16 protein-coding genes are annotated in these 17,897 nt (G+C 65.6%); 2 read left to right on the forward strand and 14 right to left on the reverse strand.

Annotated elements, in window-relative coordinates; genetic code table 11:
• Positions 1–152 precede the first annotated feature (152 nt).
• The 3 genes from Q7S20_04800 to Q7S20_04810 all read right to left on the reverse strand — a co-directional run bounded on the left by Q7S20_04800 (position 153) and on the right by Q7S20_04810 (position 2,440).
• Entirely contained in the window at positions 153–479 is a 327-nt protein-coding gene (locus Q7S20_04800; protein MDO8501141.1) for a hypothetical protein, read from the reverse strand.
• A gap of 900 nt (positions 480–1,379) precedes the next feature.
• Positions 1,380–2,126, reverse strand: a complete 747-nt coding sequence (locus tag Q7S20_04805) for a hypothetical protein (protein MDO8501142.1) — start codon at positions 2,124–2,126, stop codon at positions 1,380–1,382.
• Complete coding sequence (locus Q7S20_04810) at positions 2,123–2,440, reverse strand: hypothetical protein (protein ID MDO8501143.1); 318 nt, start codon at positions 2,438–2,440, stop codon at positions 2,123–2,125. The genes Q7S20_04805 and Q7S20_04810 overlap by 4 nt, the downstream gene beginning before the upstream one ends.
• 247 nt (positions 2,441–2,687) lie before the next feature.
• Here Q7S20_04810 and Q7S20_04815 point away from each other — a divergent pair, with 247 nt between their 5' ends.
• Together Q7S20_04815 and Q7S20_04820 are read left to right on the forward strand one after the other, a co-directional pair.
• Positions 2,688–5,621, forward strand: a complete 2,934-nt coding sequence (locus Q7S20_04815; GenBank protein ID MDO8501144.1) for a TonB-dependent receptor — start codon at positions 2,688–2,690, stop codon at positions 5,619–5,621.
• 16 nt (positions 5,622–5,637) lie between these two features.
• Complete coding sequence (locus Q7S20_04820) at positions 5,638–6,909, forward strand: RagB/SusD family nutrient uptake outer membrane protein (protein MDO8501145.1); 1,272 nt, start codon at positions 5,638–5,640, stop codon at positions 6,907–6,909.
• A 103-nt stretch (positions 6,910–7,012) separates the two neighbouring features.
• On the opposite strand, the gene Q7S20_04825 is transcribed toward Q7S20_04820, so the two are convergent.
• The 11 genes from Q7S20_04825 to Q7S20_04875 all read right to left on the reverse strand — a co-directional run bounded on the left by Q7S20_04825 (position 7,013) and on the right by Q7S20_04875 (position 17,650).
• Positions 7,013–7,654 (reverse strand): hypothetical protein, encoded by a 642-nt coding sequence (locus Q7S20_04825; protein ID MDO8501146.1) that lies wholly within the window; start codon positions 7,652–7,654, stop codon positions 7,013–7,015.
• A gap of 3 nt (positions 7,655–7,657) precedes the next feature.
• On the reverse strand, positions 7,658–9,997 hold the full coding sequence (gene hypF / locus Q7S20_04830) for a carbamoyltransferase HypF (GenBank protein ID MDO8501147.1): 2,340 nt from the start codon (positions 9,995–9,997) through the stop codon (positions 7,658–7,660).
• Positions 9,946–10,620, reverse strand: coding sequence for a hydrogenase nickel incorporation protein HypB (gene hypB, locus Q7S20_04835; protein MDO8501148.1), 675 nt, complete (start codon positions 10,618–10,620; stop codon positions 9,946–9,948). The genes hypF and hypB overlap by 52 nt, the downstream gene beginning before the upstream one ends.
• Positions 10,601–10,849 (reverse strand): hypothetical protein, encoded by a 249-nt coding sequence (locus tag Q7S20_04840; protein MDO8501149.1) that lies wholly within the window; start codon positions 10,847–10,849, stop codon positions 10,601–10,603. The genes hypB and Q7S20_04840 overlap by 20 nt, the downstream gene beginning before the upstream one ends.
• Complete coding sequence (locus tag Q7S20_04845) at positions 10,846–11,346, reverse strand: HyaD/HybD family hydrogenase maturation endopeptidase (GenBank protein ID MDO8501150.1); 501 nt, start codon at positions 11,344–11,346, stop codon at positions 10,846–10,848. The genes Q7S20_04840 and Q7S20_04845 overlap by 4 nt, the downstream gene beginning before the upstream one ends.
• Positions 11,343–12,167: a Ni/Fe-hydrogenase, b-type cytochrome subunit gene (gene cybH / locus Q7S20_04850; GenBank protein ID MDO8501151.1), complete on the reverse strand. Its 825-nt coding sequence runs from the start codon at positions 12,165–12,167 to the stop codon at positions 11,343–11,345. Before cybH ends, Q7S20_04845 begins: the two co-directional genes overlap by 4 nt.
• A complete protein-coding gene (locus Q7S20_04855; protein ID MDO8501152.1) occupies positions 12,164–13,879 on the reverse strand; it encodes a nickel-dependent hydrogenase large subunit in 1,716 nt (571 codons plus the stop codon). The genes cybH and Q7S20_04855 overlap by 4 nt, the downstream gene beginning before the upstream one ends.
• Positions 13,872–15,017: a hydrogenase small subunit gene (locus Q7S20_04860; protein ID MDO8501153.1), complete on the reverse strand. Its 1,146-nt coding sequence runs from the start codon at positions 15,015–15,017 to the stop codon at positions 13,872–13,874. The genes Q7S20_04855 and Q7S20_04860 overlap by 8 nt, the downstream gene beginning before the upstream one ends.
• A 148-nt stretch (positions 15,018–15,165) precedes the next feature.
• On the reverse strand, positions 15,166–16,221 hold the full coding sequence (hypE, locus tag Q7S20_04865; protein ID MDO8501154.1) for a hydrogenase expression/formation protein HypE: 1,056 nt from the start codon (positions 16,219–16,221) through the stop codon (positions 15,166–15,168).
• Positions 16,218–17,342, reverse strand: coding sequence for a hydrogenase formation protein HypD (gene hypD, locus Q7S20_04870; GenBank protein MDO8501155.1), 1,125 nt, complete (start codon positions 17,340–17,342; stop codon positions 16,218–16,220). The genes hypE and hypD overlap by 4 nt, the downstream gene beginning before the upstream one ends.
• A complete protein-coding gene (locus Q7S20_04875) occupies positions 17,339–17,650 on the reverse strand; it encodes a HypC/HybG/HupF family hydrogenase formation chaperone (protein ID MDO8501156.1) in 312 nt (103 codons plus the stop codon). Before Q7S20_04875 ends, hypD begins: the two co-directional genes overlap by 4 nt.
• Positions 17,651–17,897: the final 247 nt, after the last annotated feature.

Here is a 17,897-nt window from a genome sequence, read left to right on the forward strand (position 1 = left end):
AAGCTGGGCTTTCGAGCCGGGGGACCGGCCCAGCCGCCTCGCCTGCGGACGATCGCGGCGCGGGACTTAGCCGCACTCACGCGGGAACTCACCGCAGCGAAGCGCCGGTTTACGCTCCCGACGGAGGCGCCGATGCTCAGCAGCAGCGTGTGTTAGGAAGCAGCGAAGTGGACCTTCGCCTTCCATTGCTCGGGCGTCATTAGGTAAGGCTCAAGTAGGCCGATCAATTTCGCGCTTGGCTTCGTTGTGGAGTAGAGCCCACTGATGCGCCAGGAATCGGTGGCCGTATATCCCATTGAGTCGGCAACCGCGACCGCCTCTCGCTGGGTCAGTGCGTAAGTCGCTAGGCATTCTGATGCCTGGATTCCCCAGACATACGCGTGGAGAAGGTTCGGGAACTTGTCGTACTTTCTATTAATCGAGAAGGAACGTGCGCTCACGGCCTTCATTTGGATGGGGACAGCCGTGAACGCTGTCACACCGTCTCCAGTGTCTACGTAAACGATGAGGTCGATTCCTCGATCGCGCAAAGGTGAGGCGACCTCGATGCCTGCCCGTAATAGTTCTGACGTGAGTTGACTACGTCCAACCAGTTCGATTGCCTGAGCGTCAATCACGTAGTTGCGAGAGTGAGGTGGTTTGCTTCCTAACTAGTTATTAACCAGCGACGTTATACTGCGAGATTGCGGCATTCACTGCAAGCCGCGGCTGCTAATTCTGCAATGCTTGGCGCCTCCCGCTGGATCAACTCGTTGAGGGTGCCGCACTTAGCGCTTGCTCATGTTGTCCTAGTCGTGCGCTCTGCTGCGAAATCCCTGCAGCCTATTGTCGCAACCCTGCTTCCGAGAAAGAAGCATGGCGCAGGGTGATCCCATCCCATCCCACCGCGAGCTCAATTCGGCTCGAGCAGTACCATGTGCCCGCATCTTCTTGCCGATGCTGTTGAGTAAAGCTGCGCCCAGCTTCATCAACAGCTTGACCGCCCGCTTCTCTGCCTCGTCAATCAGCGACTGCGGCGTTCGCGTACCGCCGCGCGGGTGGGGCCTTTCCGCGCAAGCTCTGGAGGGTGGGGCCGTTTGTGGGGCCGTTTCTCGCGGTAAATTGCGGCTCGAATGACGGGAAAGTCCGGCACCGACGCTCGGTTTCCCTCTAGAGTTCGGCAGTATGTCGTTAAAGGTTAGTGGTTGTTGCTGACTTCGGATCAGAAGGTTGGGGGTTCGAGCCCCTCCGGGCGCATTAGATAACGCATTGAACACGCGACGGTTGCCGGCCGTCGTTCTGCTCCTTCTCTTCGAGCGGGGGTCTCCCTGGCGGAAGCGGTACCTCTCCTCTCGTCAGAGGGTCCCGGATGCCTGCACTTATCGCGATGGTGCTGATTGCTAGTCGGGAGGACCGCCACTCCTGTTTGCCGTCCACACATAGCTGCCCGCGCCGCCCTGGCTAAACGTCCAGCGCATCGTACCGCCGACAACCAGCCCGGTATACCGCTGATCGCCTCCAGTGCGCCGGAAACTGATGGTCCCATTCACCATGCGAAGGTCGAGCATCGGCTCCCATCCAGTCTCGCGCAAATTGAATCGCCCTTCCTGCGCGCCGCTACGTTCTGCGATTTCCATGACGCCGGGCCATCCGTTGAAGGAGACGTTCCAAGTACCATTGATGCTCGCATTGGCCGACGAGGGGGCAGGTGGCGCGGTTGGGGGAATCGCCGGTGGGGTAGCGGGAGGAGATACCGCCCGGATCGGCACGGGTGGCGCGAAGGCGGTGATCACGGGTGCGGGCGCGTGTGCGACGTCTTTCGTGAACCTGTACGTATAGACGTACTCGGCGCGACGAATCCCCACCCCGTACGCCGCCGAGAAATACATGACGTCACCGGACGTTGCGGCGGGTGGTGTGTACGACTTGGTCGCCCCTTTGCTCCGCTCGCCAGCGTGCAGATCGAACGACGCCGCTGGTCCATACCAGACGTCGCTGCGCGATGGGACGTTGGCCCGCAACTCCGCGTTGCCGCCTACATAGAGCCCCCGCGGATCGTTGCTGCCCGCGTCTGAGGCGGTAATGCGAAACCCGATCTCCGTACCGGGGACCATCACGCGCGGCGGCGGCGTCCATTCGGCTTTCATGGCGATGATGACGGCGTAGACTTTGGGGTCGGGATGGCCGAACGTGCCCTGGCATTGGCCAGTCGAATCGCCGACTGCTTGTTCCAGTCACGTACCATATCGAGCGCCAGCTTCTCGAGCTTCGCTTCGTCGAGAATCTCGGCTGGAATCAGCTTGTTCTCCAGCACATCGGGGTTCGTGACGTCGGCGAGCTTGTGGGGACCAAACTCCATGAGCGCATTGAACTTCTGCACGTACTCGGCGAACCCGACGGCGATCCGATCGCGATAGCGCCGCGCCAGCTCCGGGTTCCTGGGCCTTGGCGACCAGAACAACGGATTCTCAGGGAGACTGCGCGCATCGCGCACCGCGATGCCGTCCGCGATGGACTTGTAGCGGGATATCAGGCTGGGACGTGCGGCACCGTACCTCTGTGATCGTCAGCAGCCAGAATCATGGAAACTCAATCGGGGTCACCCAAGTATGGCGCGTCTCCTCGCGCCACACAAATTCATGGCGCGTCCCATCTCCCCAAACTACCTTGTCAGCCCTGAGGACCTCCCATTCCAAGTGAGAACTCGTATGCGCCCTCTTCTTCGTTCTCTCCTCCTCTCACTCTCCATCATCGCCACCCCTGTCCTCGCCAGCGCGCAGATGGTCATCGCGGGACGCGTCACCGGTGACGGCGCCCGCGGACTCCCCGGCGCACAGATCCTCATCGAAGGCACCACACTCGGTACTGTCGCCGTCGAGAACGGCACCTACCGCCTGGTGATCGCTTCGCCAAGGCCCGGCATGGTGCTGCTCGTCCGCTCGCTCGGCTACAAGCCCGCGCGACAGACGCTCGCCCAGACAGCAGGGAGCATCAATCAGGATTTCCAGCTCACGCCCGACGTTCTCCGACTCAGCGAGGTGGTCGTGACCTCTTCCCGCGGCGAGACCGAGCGCAGCACGCTCGGAACGACGATCGCCACCGTGGGAGGCGACGAGATCTCGAAGACCAACGCGCTGCAGGTGGATGCCGCGCTCTCGGGCAAGGTGGCGGGCGCACTGGTGCAGCAGATGTCCGGACAACCGGGCGGTGGGACGAGCGTTCGCATTCGCGGTCTCTCGACGCTCAGCCGGAGCGCCGAGCCACTCTACATCGTGGACGGCGTGATCGTGGACAACGCCTCGACGCCGCTCATAGACCTGGGCGGCTACTCGTCCAACCGGCTGGCTGATCTCGATCCCAACGAGATCGATCACATCGAGATCGTGAAGGGCGCGGCCGCCGCGGCGCTCTACGGATCGCGCGCCAACGACGGCGTCGTCCAGATCTTCACCAAGCGTGGCCACCCTGGTGCGCTCCGCACATCATTCCGAACCACCTTCGAGAACGCCGGCCTCGAGCGACGCGTCGCGGTAAACCAGGCGCCGGTCAACGAAGCAGGCGTCGCGGTCACACGGCACGACTATCAGGACGATCTCTTCCGCACGGCGCCGAGGTTCTCCAACACGCTTTCACTTTCGGGGGGCGACGACCAGACCGCTTTCTTCCTCTCCGGCACGTCGGAGCAGCAGCAAGGGATCCTCAAGGGCACCGATTATCGCCGCCAGAACCTGCGCCTCAATCTGGACCGCACCCTCAACGACCGCCTCAAGGTCGCGGTCAGCACCGCCTACATAACGAGCAAGGCGAATGTCGCGCCAAACGGCGGACTGACGTTCAATCTCGGCCTGCTGACGAGCTTCCTGTTCATGCCCAACAGCTACAACCTCTACCCCGATCCGGTGACCGGCGCCTATCCCAACGGCTTCTCTCTCGCGAATCCGCTGGAGATGATCGCCAACTGGCACGCGCCACAAACCATCGACCGGTTCATCGGCGGACTCAACATTACGGCGTTTCCGATCGACCGGCTGACGATGTCGTATCGTCTCGGGTTCGACGGCTACACGGAGAACGCGCAGCTGTTCATTCCGCGTGGATCATCCGCGCCATCGGTGCCAACCGGTCTTTCCACGTCGGTGACCGATCGCGCCCGCCTCGTGAACTCGGACATCGATCTGAGCTACGTGATGAACCTGGGGTCGCTCAAGCTGACGCATGGCGCCGGAATGAACTGGCAGCGCCAGCAGGCGGACATCGTCACAGCGCGTGCGACTGATCTCGCGCTGCTCGCTCAGACCGTTCAGGGGAGCCAGCAGTTCGCCTCCGAGTTTCGTGACGACCGCCGCACCCTCGGATTCTACGGGCAGGAGCAGATCGGCGTCAGCGAGCGGCTGTTCCTCACCGGCTCGCTTCGCTCCGACGCGTCGTCGGCCTTCGGCTCCGACGTGCGACAGCAATGGTTCCCCAAGGTGGGAGCCGCGCTCAATCTTTCTGACTACGATTTCTGGAAGTCGTCCCTCTCGCGCCTGGCGAACACAGCGCGTCTCCGGGCTGCGTACGGCTATTCGGGTGGTCAGCCAGCGGGCAGCTTCGATCGCCTGTCGAATTACGTCTTCGAGCCCAACGGTACGCGCTCGGGGACGGTCAACAGCACGCAGCGGGGCAACCAGCAGCTGAAGCCCGAGCGCGCTCGCGAGCTCGAGCTCGGCACCGATCTCGAGGTACTGGGCGGCCGCGCCGGACTCGAGCTCACGTACTTCAACAAGAACGTGAGCGATCTCATCCTTCCCAAGAGCGTTGATCCTACCACCGGCTTCCTCCAGCAGCTCGCCAACGTCGGTGAGCTCGAGAACCACGGAATCGAAGCGCTCCTCCGCATGTTCATTCTCCGCGGCTCGACTCTGACCTGGAGCTCGACCGCCACCTACGCGACCAACAATCCCAAGGTGACGAAAGTCAGTGACGGCGGCGCGTTCTTCATTCCGGAGAGCTTCAACATCATTCGCGTCGCCGCCGGGGAAGCACCCGGTCACTTCTTCGGCACGACATACGTGCGCGATGCGCAGGGCAACATCCTCACCGCCGCCGGCGTTTCGATCAAGGACGCTTCCGGCAAGATCACCGGCATTCCGGCGATCGGGCCGCGGGTGGTCATCGGCAACCCGAACCCGAAGGCGTACTGGTCGCTCATCAACGACCTCGGCGTCGGCAAGTCGCTCTCGTTCCGCGCGCAGTTCGGCGGCGTGCAGGGCGGCCAGATATTCAATTTCGACCGCCGGCTCCTGGAGACGCCGGCTTTCGGAAGCGGCGCCGCATACGCCGACGAGCTGAACGGCGTAGTGCCGAAGGGATACTTCCAGGCGCGGCGCAGCATCTTCCAGGAGTACATCGAGAACGGAACCTGGGTAAAGCTGCGCGAGCTATCCGTCACCTATAGCCTTCCCGCCGGCCTGCTCGGTCGTCTGGGCTCGCGCGGTGCCGCGCTCACACTCGCAGGGCGCAATCTCAAGACCTGGACCGATTACACCGGCTGGGATCCGGAGACCAACGCTGGCGCACAACGGACTCTCGTTCGAGGCTTCAGCTTCGCGACCGTTCCCATCCCGCGCAGCGTAGCGCTCACCTTCACCACCAACTTCTAACCGGAGGGGACGCGAAATGAAATTCCATTCTCAGAATCGCCGCGTGACCCTCCGCCCGATTGCCGCGGCTCTCACCGCATTGTCGCTCGCCGCCTGCGAGCTCGACATCTCCAATCCGAACGCGGCAACCGAGCAGGGCGTTCTTATCTCGGTCGCCGGCCTCCGCGCTCTCGCCGTCGGAATGCAGGGACGGCTCGGCAACTCGATGGAGGAGAACATCTACGTTCCCGGCCTGATTTCCGGAGAGCTTGCCAATACGAGTGCCACGCAATCAACGCAGCGCGAATTCCAGAACTTTCCGACCGCCAGCGCCAATTCGGCGATCGAGGAGACGAACGTTGATCTGCTCGACATTTGGGCGAAGAACTACGGAGTCGTGAAGCCCGCCAACGACATCCTCGACAACATCGACAACCTCACGTTCGCTCCGGGAACGCGCGCCGGAATGGTCGGCCTTGCCAAGCTGTGCAAGGCAATGGCGTACGGATTCCTGATCGAAGCGTTCGAGAAGATATCGATAGACGGCGGCGCGACATTCGTCGATCGGCCCACCGCACTGACGGAGATCCTGTCGCTGCTGGCCAGCGCCAAGACCGATGTCACCGGGACGACGCTGACGACTGATTTCACCGGATCCATTCTCTCTCCCAACTTTGACCTCCTCAACACAATCCGCGCGATGCAGGCGCGTTATTCCCTGGCCGCAGGCAACTACGATGCGACCCTCGGCTTCGCCAACGAGGTTCCGGCCACGGCCAGCTCGGTCATCACGTTTGCCGGCGCCGACATCAATGCGCTCCGCGATCTGTTCCACGGCTCGAAATACTTCGGCGTCATCTCCACCTATAGAACGAACGCCGAGCCCGGCGACACGCGGGTGGACAAGTTCACCAGGACGACCGCGTTCGCGCCGCTCGGCGGAGCGTCGATGTTCGAGACGAACATCTACCTCACCGACGCGGATCCGATTCCCGTGTTCTCGCAGGACGAGCTGAGCCTCATTCGCGCCGAAGCGCTGGCAAGGCTCAACCGGCTGCCGGAGGCGATCGTGCAGATCAACGTCGTTCGCAACCGCGCGGGACTGCCGTCAAAGACCGCTGCCGGCCTTTCCACCCAGGCAGCGGTGCTCGAGGAGATCTTCACACAACGGACGTATTCGCTCTTCGCGATGGGACTGCGTTGGGCGGATGAGCGCCGTTTCGGGAAGATCGCGCTGGCAAAGGTGCGATATCTTCCTTATCCGTTCACAGTTCGCGCGACCAATCCCGGGACTCCGGCAAACCCCTAGCTCGCGCTTCACTCCTGATGCGGCGTACGCGGCACGCGGGATCCCGTCGCCGACCAACGCGGTCATCAGCCGGGCGGCGCGGGAAAAACACCGGGGTTGCTTATCACGGCGGCGTCCAGTGGGGCTGAGCGGTGAACAGCCCATCAACAAACCCGACCTTGTAGCCGAGGTACGCGCCGAAGGCGAGGCTCACGGCGCCGGACGCAACGCGAATGCCGCGCTGCAGGCCCACGAGCCTCGCTCCCACATAGATCGCGGGCGCGGCGATCGCCAGGGTTACCATGGCCATGCCGGCCATGGTTCCCAGCCCAAACACGCCGAGATAGAGCAGCGCCCACCGCGGGTCGTCAATGAGGGGGAGGATCAGCAGTGCTGCCGCGGCCGAGCCGGCCATGCCGTGTACGACGCCGACCAGAAACGGGCGGAGTTGCGGTACGGCGTCGGCAAGGGGGGCGTGACTTGTGAGATTGAGATAACCGAGGACCATCAGCATCAGCGCAACGCAGAACTCCATTGAGAGTCCGAGGCGCGGGGTGAACGCAAACTTGAAGAGAACTATCGCGCCCCCAACCACGAAGATCGTGAGGGTGTGTCCCAGCCCCCACATCACGCCGATCCGGCTCGAGCGCCAGGTCATTCGCTCACGGTTGACGATGGTGGTGACGGCCACGATGTGGTCCGCATCGGTGGCGTGGCGCATCCCGAGCAGAAGGCTGGCCACGAAGGCAATTGGGAGGCCGTGCATCGCTCAGTCCCCGCGAGCGAGAAGCGACGCGGCGACGGCCGCCTGGCCGAAGCTGATGGCGCCGTCGTTTGGCCCGAGCTGGCGCGGCACGAGCACGCACAGGCCGCGCGCCTCGAGGCGCCGGCGGACGCCGGAGAGGAGTCGCGCGTTCTGGAATGACCCTCCACCCAGCGCCACGATATCGATGCCGGCGCCGTCCGCCACGGCGACGGCGACCTCGGCAGCCGCACTTGCCACGCTCTCGTGGAAACGTGCCGCGAGCAAGCCAGCGTCAACGCCACGTTGGCGTTGCTCGCCGAGTGCGGCGAGCAGAGGAATGGGATCGAGCATGAGAGAGTCGCCGGTTTCGCGCACCGGAAACGTCAATGGTTCGGCCGGCTGCGCGCCGGCGAGTGATTCAAGTTCCATTGCCGCCTGTCCTTCGTAGCTGGCGCGCTGCCGGAGGCCGAGAATGGCGGATGCGGCATCGAAGAGCCGTCCCATCGATGACGCGAGCGGTGCGTTGAGCCGCCGCTCGATCTGGCGCCCGGCAGTGGCTCGGTGGTCGGGCTTGATGCCGCGGAACGCCAACTCGAACGCGTCGGCAACGCCGGGTTCCAATGACAAGTAGCCAAGCGCCACGCGCCACGGTTCGCGCGCCGCAAGGTCGCCGCCGGGGAGTGGCACATACCGCAAGTGCGCCGCGCGCCGGTATCCGTTGAGGTCGGCGACCAATGTCTCGGCGCCCCACACGTGTCCGTCGTCGCCGAGCCCCGTGCCGTCGAAAGCCAGCCCGACCACCGGCGTCGTGACCCCATGCTCGGCCGCCACCGCGGCGATGTGGGCGTGGTGATGCTGCACCGCGATGGTTCTCGACAGTCCGAGGTCCTCGGCCAGGCGGGTCGAGAAGTACCCGGGATGCAGGTCGCGCACGGCAACCTCCGGCGCGATGCGGAAGAGCTGCTCGTAGCGCGCGAGAGCGGCGCGGAAGTGCTCGAGACTCTCGATACTGTCGAGGTCGCCAATGTGAGGGCTCACATGGGCCGCGCTGCCGCGGACCAGCGTGAAGGTGTTCTTGAGGTGGGGCCCAACTGCCAGGAGCGGCCGGGGAGAAGGAACGGGAAGCCTCAGGGTGAGTGGCGCGTAGCCCCTGGCGCGGCGCAACAGCACCGGCACGCCGTCAACGACGCGGGCGACCGAGTCGTCAATGCGCGAGAGGATCTCCCGGTCGTGTAGCAGGAACAGGTCGGCGATGTCGCGCAGTCGGATTCGCGCCTCGGCGTTTCCGATGGCGATCGGCTCGTCGCTGAGGTTGCCGCTGGTCATCACGAGGGGCCGGCCGACGGCCTCGAGCAGCAGGTGGTGGAGCGGCGTGTACGCGATCATCACGCCCACGCGGTCGAGCTGGGGCGATACGGATGGCGCGAGGCGCGAGCGGGCAGCTCGCTCGAGGAGCACCACCGGGCGCTCCGGGCCGCCGAGGAGCCGGGCCTCCTGCGCGGAGACGGCGCCGAGGGCGCGGGCTTCGGCGATGGTCCGGACCATCACGGCGAAGGGTTTGGCATCGCGTTGCTTGCGTTCGCGGAGCCGGCGCACCGCGAAGTCGTCGGTTGCATCGCACGCGAGGTGGAATCCTCCAACGCCGCGAATCGCGATGATCCAGCCGATGCGCAACTGTGTGGCGGCGTCGCGGATGGCCGCGTCGCCCTCCAACAGTGCGATGCCGTCCGCACGAGCGAGCCACACGCGGGGCCCGCACTCGTGACAGGCCACGGTTTCCGCGTGATGGCGACGGTCGGCCGGCGTGCGATACTCGGTGTCACATTCGTCGCAACGCGGAAAGACCGCCATCGAGGTGCGTTCGCGGTCGTAGGGCAGCGAGCGGATGACCGTGTATCGCGGACCGCAATTCGTGCAGGTAATGAACGGGTGCCGAAAGCGGCGATCCGCGGTGTCGAACAGCTCCGCTTCACACTCCGCACATATCGCCAGATCCGGGGTGACCGGGCGGATGCCTTCCGCGTCGGCGCTCTCGACGATTCGGAAGTCGTGCGCGCCGGCCGGCTCCGCCGGGGCGAGCTCCAGGGAATTGATCCGCGCAACAGGCGGCGCCTCCGTTCGCAGCTCCTGCTGAAAGACGTCGAGCTCCTCCGATCCGCCCTCCACGTGAATCTCGACTGTTCCGGCGACGTTGCGCACCCAGCCGGCCAGCGCGTGGCGCGCGGCCAGGCGGTACACGAACGGGCGAAAGCCCACGCCCTGCACAACGCCCGTCACTCGCAGCAACCGCGCGGTGATCGTGGGCGCGGCCGTCATCCGGACGTGCTGACCGGGCGAGCGGAATCGCGCAGGAAGTCGAACCATTCGCCAAGCCCCTGTCCTGTCAGGGCCGACACGCGGAGTACTTCGAGCTCCGGGTTCACGGAAAGCGCGTTGGCGACGGCGCGATCCATGTCGAAGGGAACGTGCGGTAGCAGGTCGGTCTTGGTCATGACCACACGCCGCGCGTTCTCGAACATCTTCGGGTACTTGAGCGGCTTATCCTCGCCCTCGGTGACGGCGAACAGGACGATCATCTCCTTTTCGCCCAGGTCCCAGTTCGCCGGGCAGACGAGGTTGCCGACGTTCTCGATGAAGAGCAGCCGCGTCCGCTCGAGCTCGATCGCGTCGATGGCGGTGAGCACCTGCAGGGCGTCGAGGTGGCAGGCGCCACCGGTGACGACCGCGCTGACGAGGCGCGGGGTGTGCACGGCAAGCCGGTCGGCGTCGTTCTGCGTCTGCACGTCACCCGTGATGACGGCAATGTCCAGCTCCTCACCGAGGGCGCCGAGCGTGCGCTCGAGCAGCGTCGTCTTCCCCGCACCGGGCGACGAGACGAGGTTGATCGCCGTCACGCCATGTCCGGCGAGGCGCAAGCGCACCTCCGCCGCAATCTCGTTGTTGCGCGCCATCACACGCTCGCGAACTTCAATCGTCCGGACGGCCATCGTCGACCTCCAGGTATGCCACGCGCAGCACGTCGCCGGCGCAGCGGACGATGTGCGGCTTCGCTCCGGCGAAGGGCGGAGTGGCGAACACGGCTTCGAGGCAGAACTCGAGACTCGAGGGCTCGACGCCGGCGCTGTCGCCGACGTCGACGGCGACGGTCACGAGTTGCGGAGCCGCATCGCCCAGCTTCGCTTCGGCGATGCGGCCAATTTCCATCGCGAGGCTCATCTCATGCACGACGCCGCCGGCTCGCGCGGCTCGCAGCGATGCCCCCATTGCACCAGGCGGGCGATCACGACGCCGACCGCGGTCTCCACGGCGCGATCCACCGCCGGGCTGAGCTCGAGGCCCATTTGCACCGACTGGGGCTGCACGCCGATTGCGACCGTCTCCGCCGGAAGCTTGCCGCGCCACTCGGCGACCGCGAGGACGTCACGCAGGTCCACCTGATGCGGCGAAAGCTTTCGGGTGAGGTAGATCGGCAGCCGGTCGCGCTCGAGCACCACGACCTCACCGGGCGTGGCGCCGGCGGCGATGGCGTCAAGCAGCACCAGGCGTTCGGCGTCCTCGATGAGCGGGAGGAGGGACATTCCCCAGGTGCCACCGTCGGCCAGCTCGACGCCTTCCAGCGTCCACTCGTCGCGAAGGCGCGCGAGCGCCACGAGGCCGAAACCGTCATCGCCCATCAGCGGATTCCCAAGACCGATCACCGCGCTGCCGCTCATGCCTCCTTCTTCGGATTTGGGTGCTCGGGCGTCGGCCACTGATGCGCCGGCACCTGGTTGATGTCGTAGTCCTCGTAGGGCTCGTCGGTGGAGATGTAGCGGCCGCCGGTGATGATCGACGACACCCTGCCTACGCGCTCGACGTAGTCGGAGCGGATCGTGAAGTAGACGTGTATCACCACGTAGATGATGAAGGCCCAGGCGAGCACGTGATGAAGGAGCCGCACGCGCTGGAGCCCGCCGAGCAGCAGCGGCACCCATGCGAAGGCGCGGAAGATGATTCCGCCCGGATTCGATTGTCCGTACATGGTGCTCCCGGTCACGACCATCACAAGCGCCATGAAGTAGAGACCTGTGTACGCGTACTGCTGCAGGGGATCGTGCCCGACCAGGCTCGGCTGCTTGTCCGGACGGAAAGTCAGGTACGCGCCCGCCGTTCGCAACATGTTGTGGACGTTCTTCGGCGTCACGGGGAAGAGCGCCGGCAATCGCTCGAACTGGTTGCCGGCGAAGAGCCAGTAGACGCGCACGATGCCGGCCATGATGAGCACTGCCGCCGCCGTGAAGTGGATGAAGCGCACGCGGCCCATGAGGAAGTGGGCACTCGCCTCTCCCGAGGTCATGAAGTACGGGCGACCGATGTAGAACCCAGTAACGATCAGCACGACGACGCACGCTGCCGCGATCCAGTGGGTGGCACGAATCGGCGCGCTCCACAGATAAACCCAGGTGAAGTTGCCTCGCTCGCGGGAAAGGGGGCGCCCAAGGCCGAACAAATTGATGCGCCGCCGCCCCGTTGCTGCTCCTCCGGGGGCGGTCATTGCACCTTCACCTCCACGACCTCCCTGCCCTCGGCGTCGAGGACGTGGACGCCGCACGCCATGCACGGATCGAAGGAATGAATGGTCCGCAGGATCTCGAGCGGCCGTTCGGGGTCCACGAGCGGGTGGTTGTCCGCCAGCGACGCCTCATACGGACCGGCCTGTCCCTGCGCGTCACGCGGCGAGCAGTTCCATGTGGATGGCACGACGCATTGATAGCGCGCGATTTTACCGTCTGCGATTTGCACCCAGTGACCGAGTGCTCCGCGCGGTGCGTCGAGATAACCGTAGCCTTCGGCCTTCGCCGGCCACGACTTCGGCTCCCACTTCTCCTTCGTGAACGTGGCCGGGTCGCCGTCGCGAATGCGGCCGTTGAGCTCCGAGAGCCACTGTTCCATCTTGCGCGCGAGCAGAACCGTTTCAATGCCGCGCGCGGCGGTCCGTCCGAGTGTGGAGAAGAGAACCTCGGGACCGACCTTGAGCTTTCCGAGGGCCTCGAGGACGAGTTCGCGCACGTCGCGATGGCCGCTCGCGAACGCGACGAGCATCCGGGCAAGCGGCCCCACCTGCATCGCCCGCCCGTCGTACCGCGGCGACTTCATCCACGTGTACTTGGTCTCGTCCTGCAGGTATGTCCACGGCGGCTTGGGGCCGGTGTATTTCGGACTCGTTTCCCCTTCGTAGGGATGCAGCCCAACCGCGTCCCCCTTCTCATACTCGTACCAGGAGCTGTGGATGTACTCACGGATTTTCTGCGGGTCGTACTCGTGAACCCTGGTGAGATCCTTGTCGAGGATGATCCCGCGCGGAAAGTAGAGCGTGTCCAGGTCCCGCACGTCACCTTCGGGAAACTCCCCGCAGGCGAGGAAGTTGGGCGTGCCACCGCCAATCGCGCCCCATTCCTTGTAGAAGCCGGCGATGGCGACGAGGTCGGGCCAGTACACCTGCTCGACGAAGGCCCGCGCCCGCGTGATCATGCCGGTAAGGTCCGTGATGCGCTCGGCGTTGATGGTCGCCGGATGGTCCAGGTTGATCGCCGACGCCATGCCGCCCACCAGGAAGTTCGGATGCGGGTTCTTGCCGCCGAACACGGTGTGGAGGCGAATCACGTCGCGCTGCCAGTCGAGCGCCTCGAGGTAGTGCGACACCGCGAGCAGGTTGACCTCGGGTGGCAGCTTGTACGCTGGGTGGCCCCAGTAGCCGTTCGTGAAGATGCCGAGCTGGCCGGTGCCGACGAACTTCTTGAGGCGGACCTGCACGGCGCGCAGCTCCGCCTCTCCATTGTTGGGCCACGGCGACAGGGATTGCCCGATCTTCGCCGCGGCGGCAGGGTCGGCCGAGAGCGCGCTCACCACGTCCACCCAGTCGAGCGCGTGCAGGTGGTAGAAGTGGATGACGTGATCCTGGATGAACTGCATCCCGGTCACGAGGTTCCGGATGGTGTTCGCGTTCGCGGGGATCTTGATGTTCAGGGCGTCCTCCACGGCGCGGCAGCTCGCCACGGCGTGGACGGCGGTGCACACACCGCAAATCCGCTGGGTGAAGGCCCACGCGTCGCGCGGGTCGCGCCCCTGCATGATGATCTCGATACCGCGGAACTGCGTCGACGACGCCCACGCCTTGGCGATCTTCCCGTTCTCGGACTGCGCCTCGATGCGCAGGTGGCCCTCGATGCGGGTGATCGGATCAACGACAACCCTGGTTCTAGCCATCGTCATTCTCCGTTTCGGGTCCCGTCTCCGGCACCTGGTGGGTCGCCTTGCGGCGCCTGATCTGGGTGAACACAGTGGCGGCTGCGTGCGCCGCGACGCCGGCGGCCGCGCCAATGGCGAGCGCGGCGCCGATCGTGTCCACGCGCTGCTCGACCGGGAATCCACCCACATTCGGCAGCCGCCCGTAGAAGGGCGTCATCGTGTCCCAGAAGTTCGGCTCAGTGCAGCCGATGCAGGGATGGCCGGCGCCGATGGGCCAGTTCGTGCGTGTATTCCACTGGAAGATCGGGCACGGCGAGAACGTCGCCGGGCCTTTGCACCCCACGGAGTACAGGCACCATCCCTTGCGTGCGGAGTCGTCATCGAACGACTCGACGAATTGTCCGGCGTCGAAATGCGCGCGGCGCGAGCACTGGTCATGGATGCGCTCGCGGTAGGCGAAGAGGGGCCGCCCCTCGCGATCCACGGCCGGCAGGCGTCCGAACGTCAGGTAGTGCACGATGGTCGCGGTGATCACATCCCCGATGGGTGGACAGCCCGCGATGTTCACGATCGGCCGGTTCTTGATGATGTCACGCACGCCCACCGCGCCCGTGGGGTTGGGGCGCGCCGCCTGCACGCTCCCCCAGTGCGCGCACGCGCCGACGGCAAGGATCGCGGCGGCGCCCTCAGCCGCTTCCTTCACCAGATCCTCGGCGGTGCGCCCACCCACCACGGTGTAGATGCCGCCCTCCTTCGTGGGGATCGACCCGGTGACGACGAGGACGTACTTCCCCTTGTTGGCGGCCATCGCACTCTGCTTGGCCCGTTCGACTGCTGCACCCGCCCCTGCCATGAGCGTGTGATTGTAGTCGAGCGAGATGAGGTCGAGGAGAAGGTCGCCGATGGTCGGGTCGGCGGTGCGGAGCACGCTCTCGACACAGCCGGTGCACTCCTGCAACTGCAGCCAGATGACGCTCGGCCGCTTCACCGATTCGAGCGCCCTGGCGATGCGCGGGCCGGCGGCGATCCCGAGACCAAGTGCGACAGCGATCTCGCTGCAGAACTTCACAAAATCGCGGCGCGAGACACCGCGCGACTCGAAATGCTGGGCTAGGGTTTCACCTTCGGTCCAAGCGTACGCGGAGGGAGTCATCATCGGAACCTCGGGATGGCGTGAGTCATCCTACGACACGATGCGAGACGCGACTGTCAGGGAAAGGAGGAATGGCCGTACGGGTTATCCGCACACCGCGAATCGCCGTGAATCGCCGTGAATCGCCGTGAATCCGGAGTGGAATGTTCCCCTAGCAGATGCGGGGGAGCTGGTCCCCCGGCAGGAGGTCAACGATGCGTGTACCGCCGAGCGAGGTGCGCAGGGCCACCACCCCGGGGTGCCTGGTGATCACGCGGCCGATCTGGAGCGCCCCTGCGCCCAGTGGGTGCGAGCGCAGCGCCGCCAGCACACGCTCGGCGTCGCCGGCGGGGACGAAGGCGAGCAGGATGCCCTCGTTGGCTACATAAATGGGGTCGAGCCCGAGCACTTCGCACGCAGCGCGTACGTCGTCCGGCACGGGAAGCACGGTCTCGTCGATTTCGACACCGACCCCGGATGCTGCGGCGATCTCGTTCAGCGCGCTCGCCACGCCGCCGCGCGTTGGATCGCGCAGCACGTGCACGTCGACGCGCGCCATGCGCAGGCGCTCGACGAGGCCGACCAGGCAGGCACTGTCGCTGGTGATGGTCGTCTCGAACGCCAGCCCTTCACGCGTGGCCATGATCGCCATGCCATGGCGGCCGATGGCGCCGCTCACGATCACCACGTCGCCGGCCCGCGCGCGCTCCGGCGCCGGGCGGAATCGCGCGTCGGCCGCCCCGATGCCGGTGGTGTTGATGTAGAGACCATCGGCCTTTCCGCGCTCCACGACCTTCGTGTCACCGGCCACGACGGGCACGCCCGCCAGTCTCGCTGCATCCGCCATCGAGCGAACGATGCGGTCGAGGATGTCGAGAGGAAGCCCTTCCTCGAGCACGAAGCCAGCCGTCAGGCACACGGGCCGCGCCCCCATCATGGCGACGTCGTTCAGCGTGCCGTGAACGGCGAGCGACCCGATGTCGCCTCCCGGGAACTCCAGCGGACTCACGACGAACGTATCTGTCGAGACTACGACCTCGACTCCCGCGACATTCACCACCGCGCCGTCGCCGAGTTGCGCCAGAGCGTCGTTGGCGAGCGCTGGAAGGAAGCGCTGGCGAAGCAGCGCCGCGCTCATCTTCCCGCCGGAGCCGTGGCCCAGTTGCACGCGGTCGGAAGCATCGAGCGGCGCCGGGCAGGCGAGCGTGACCGAACCCACGGCCGTCACGACACCGCTCCTGCCGCCGCGGAGTCGCCGGACCCGCGGTACTTCGCGAGATGATAGTACGCCGCGCACGCACCCTCGGCGGATACCATGAGCGCACCAAGGGGGCGCTCGGGAGTGCAGCGGGTGCCGAACGCGGGGCATCGCGGCGGCTTGAGCTTTCCCGTGAGCACTTCGCCGGCGTGGCACTCGGCGGGTTCGTTCACGTGAACATCGCCCAGGCCGAACTTCAGCTCCGCGTCGAAGGCGGCGAACTCCGGCCGGAGCCGCAAGCCGCTCATCGGGATCTCGCCGATGCCGCGCCATTTCCGGTCGGCGAGCTCGAAGACTTCCTCCACGCGCATGCGGGCCGCCGGCGTTCCCTCACGCCGCACGGAGCGCACGTACTGGTTCTCCACGATGTGTCGGCCGGCCTCGAGCTGCTGCACCGCCATCAGCATCCCCTCGAGAATATCGAGCGGCTCGAACCCCGTGACGACGATCGGGACGCGATATCGCTTCGCGAGGGGCTCGTATTCCGTCCATCCCATCACCGCGCAGACGTGGCCGGCGGCGAGAAACCCCTGCACGCGGTTGTCCGGCGATTGCATGATCGCGCTGATCGCGGGCGGGACGGTGACGTGCGAGACGAGCACGGTGAAGTTCGGCACGCCAAGCTCGCGGGCCCGCCAGACGGCCATCGCGTTCGCGGGGGCCGTGGTCTCGAACCCGACGGCGAAGAAGACCACTTCGCGGTCCGGGTTGCGACGCGCGATCTCGAGCGCGTCGAGGGGCGAGTACACGACGCGCACGTTGCCGCCGCGCGCGCGAACCTGTTGCAGGTCGCAGTCGCTGCCCGGCACGCGCAGCATGTCACCGAACGACGTGAAGATCACTTCGGGACGCGCGGCAAGCATGAGCGCCTTGTCGATCTGCTCGAGCGGGGTCACGCACACCGGGCAACCGGGTCCGTGGATCATCTCGATCGCGCCCTCGAGCAGCTCGTCGAGCCCCTGCCGCACGATGGTATGCGTCTGGCCGCCGCACACTTCCATGAGCGTCCACGGGCGCGTGGCCGTGCGCTTGATTCGCTCGATCAGCGGGAGCGCGATCGTCGCGTCCCGGTACTCGGTGAGGTACTTCACGGTGCTCCGCCCGGTGCGGGCGCAGCGGATTGTCCGGCGAGCGCCGCATCGGCCACCTCGCCAATCCAGTCGAGCTCGTCGAGTCGGCTCATCTCACGGAGCACTTCGAAGGTGCGGCGCGCCTCGGATTCGTCGACCTTCGAGATCGCGAAGCCGACGTGCACGATCACGTAGTCCCCCACGGCGGCGTCGGCCTGCACGTACGACAGGCACACCTCGCGCCGGACGCCGCCGAAGTCCACCACGCCCATGGGGAATCCGCCGTCGTCACGAAGCTCGACAATCCTCCCGGGAATGCCCAGGCACATGGCGCGTCCTCCGCGTGATGATCATGCGAACCAGCTCGCGACGACCGATGTCCGGGCCCCGCGCCGACTGTCACGCACAACGATGGGAAGCGCCGCGAACGAATGCTTCCGGGATTTACCTGATTATCTGACGGGGATTTCCCGACACATGCCGCGATGATCCCCGGCGGCTCCACCGCGGGCCTGACCGTAGCGCTTAGCCTGCGGGTCGCGGGGCCGACGCCGCAACGAATATATAATTCTGTAA

This window comes from Gemmatimonadaceae bacterium (genome assembly GCA_030647905.1).
Lineage (GTDB): Bacteria > Gemmatimonadota > Gemmatimonadetes > Gemmatimonadales > Gemmatimonadaceae > UBA4720.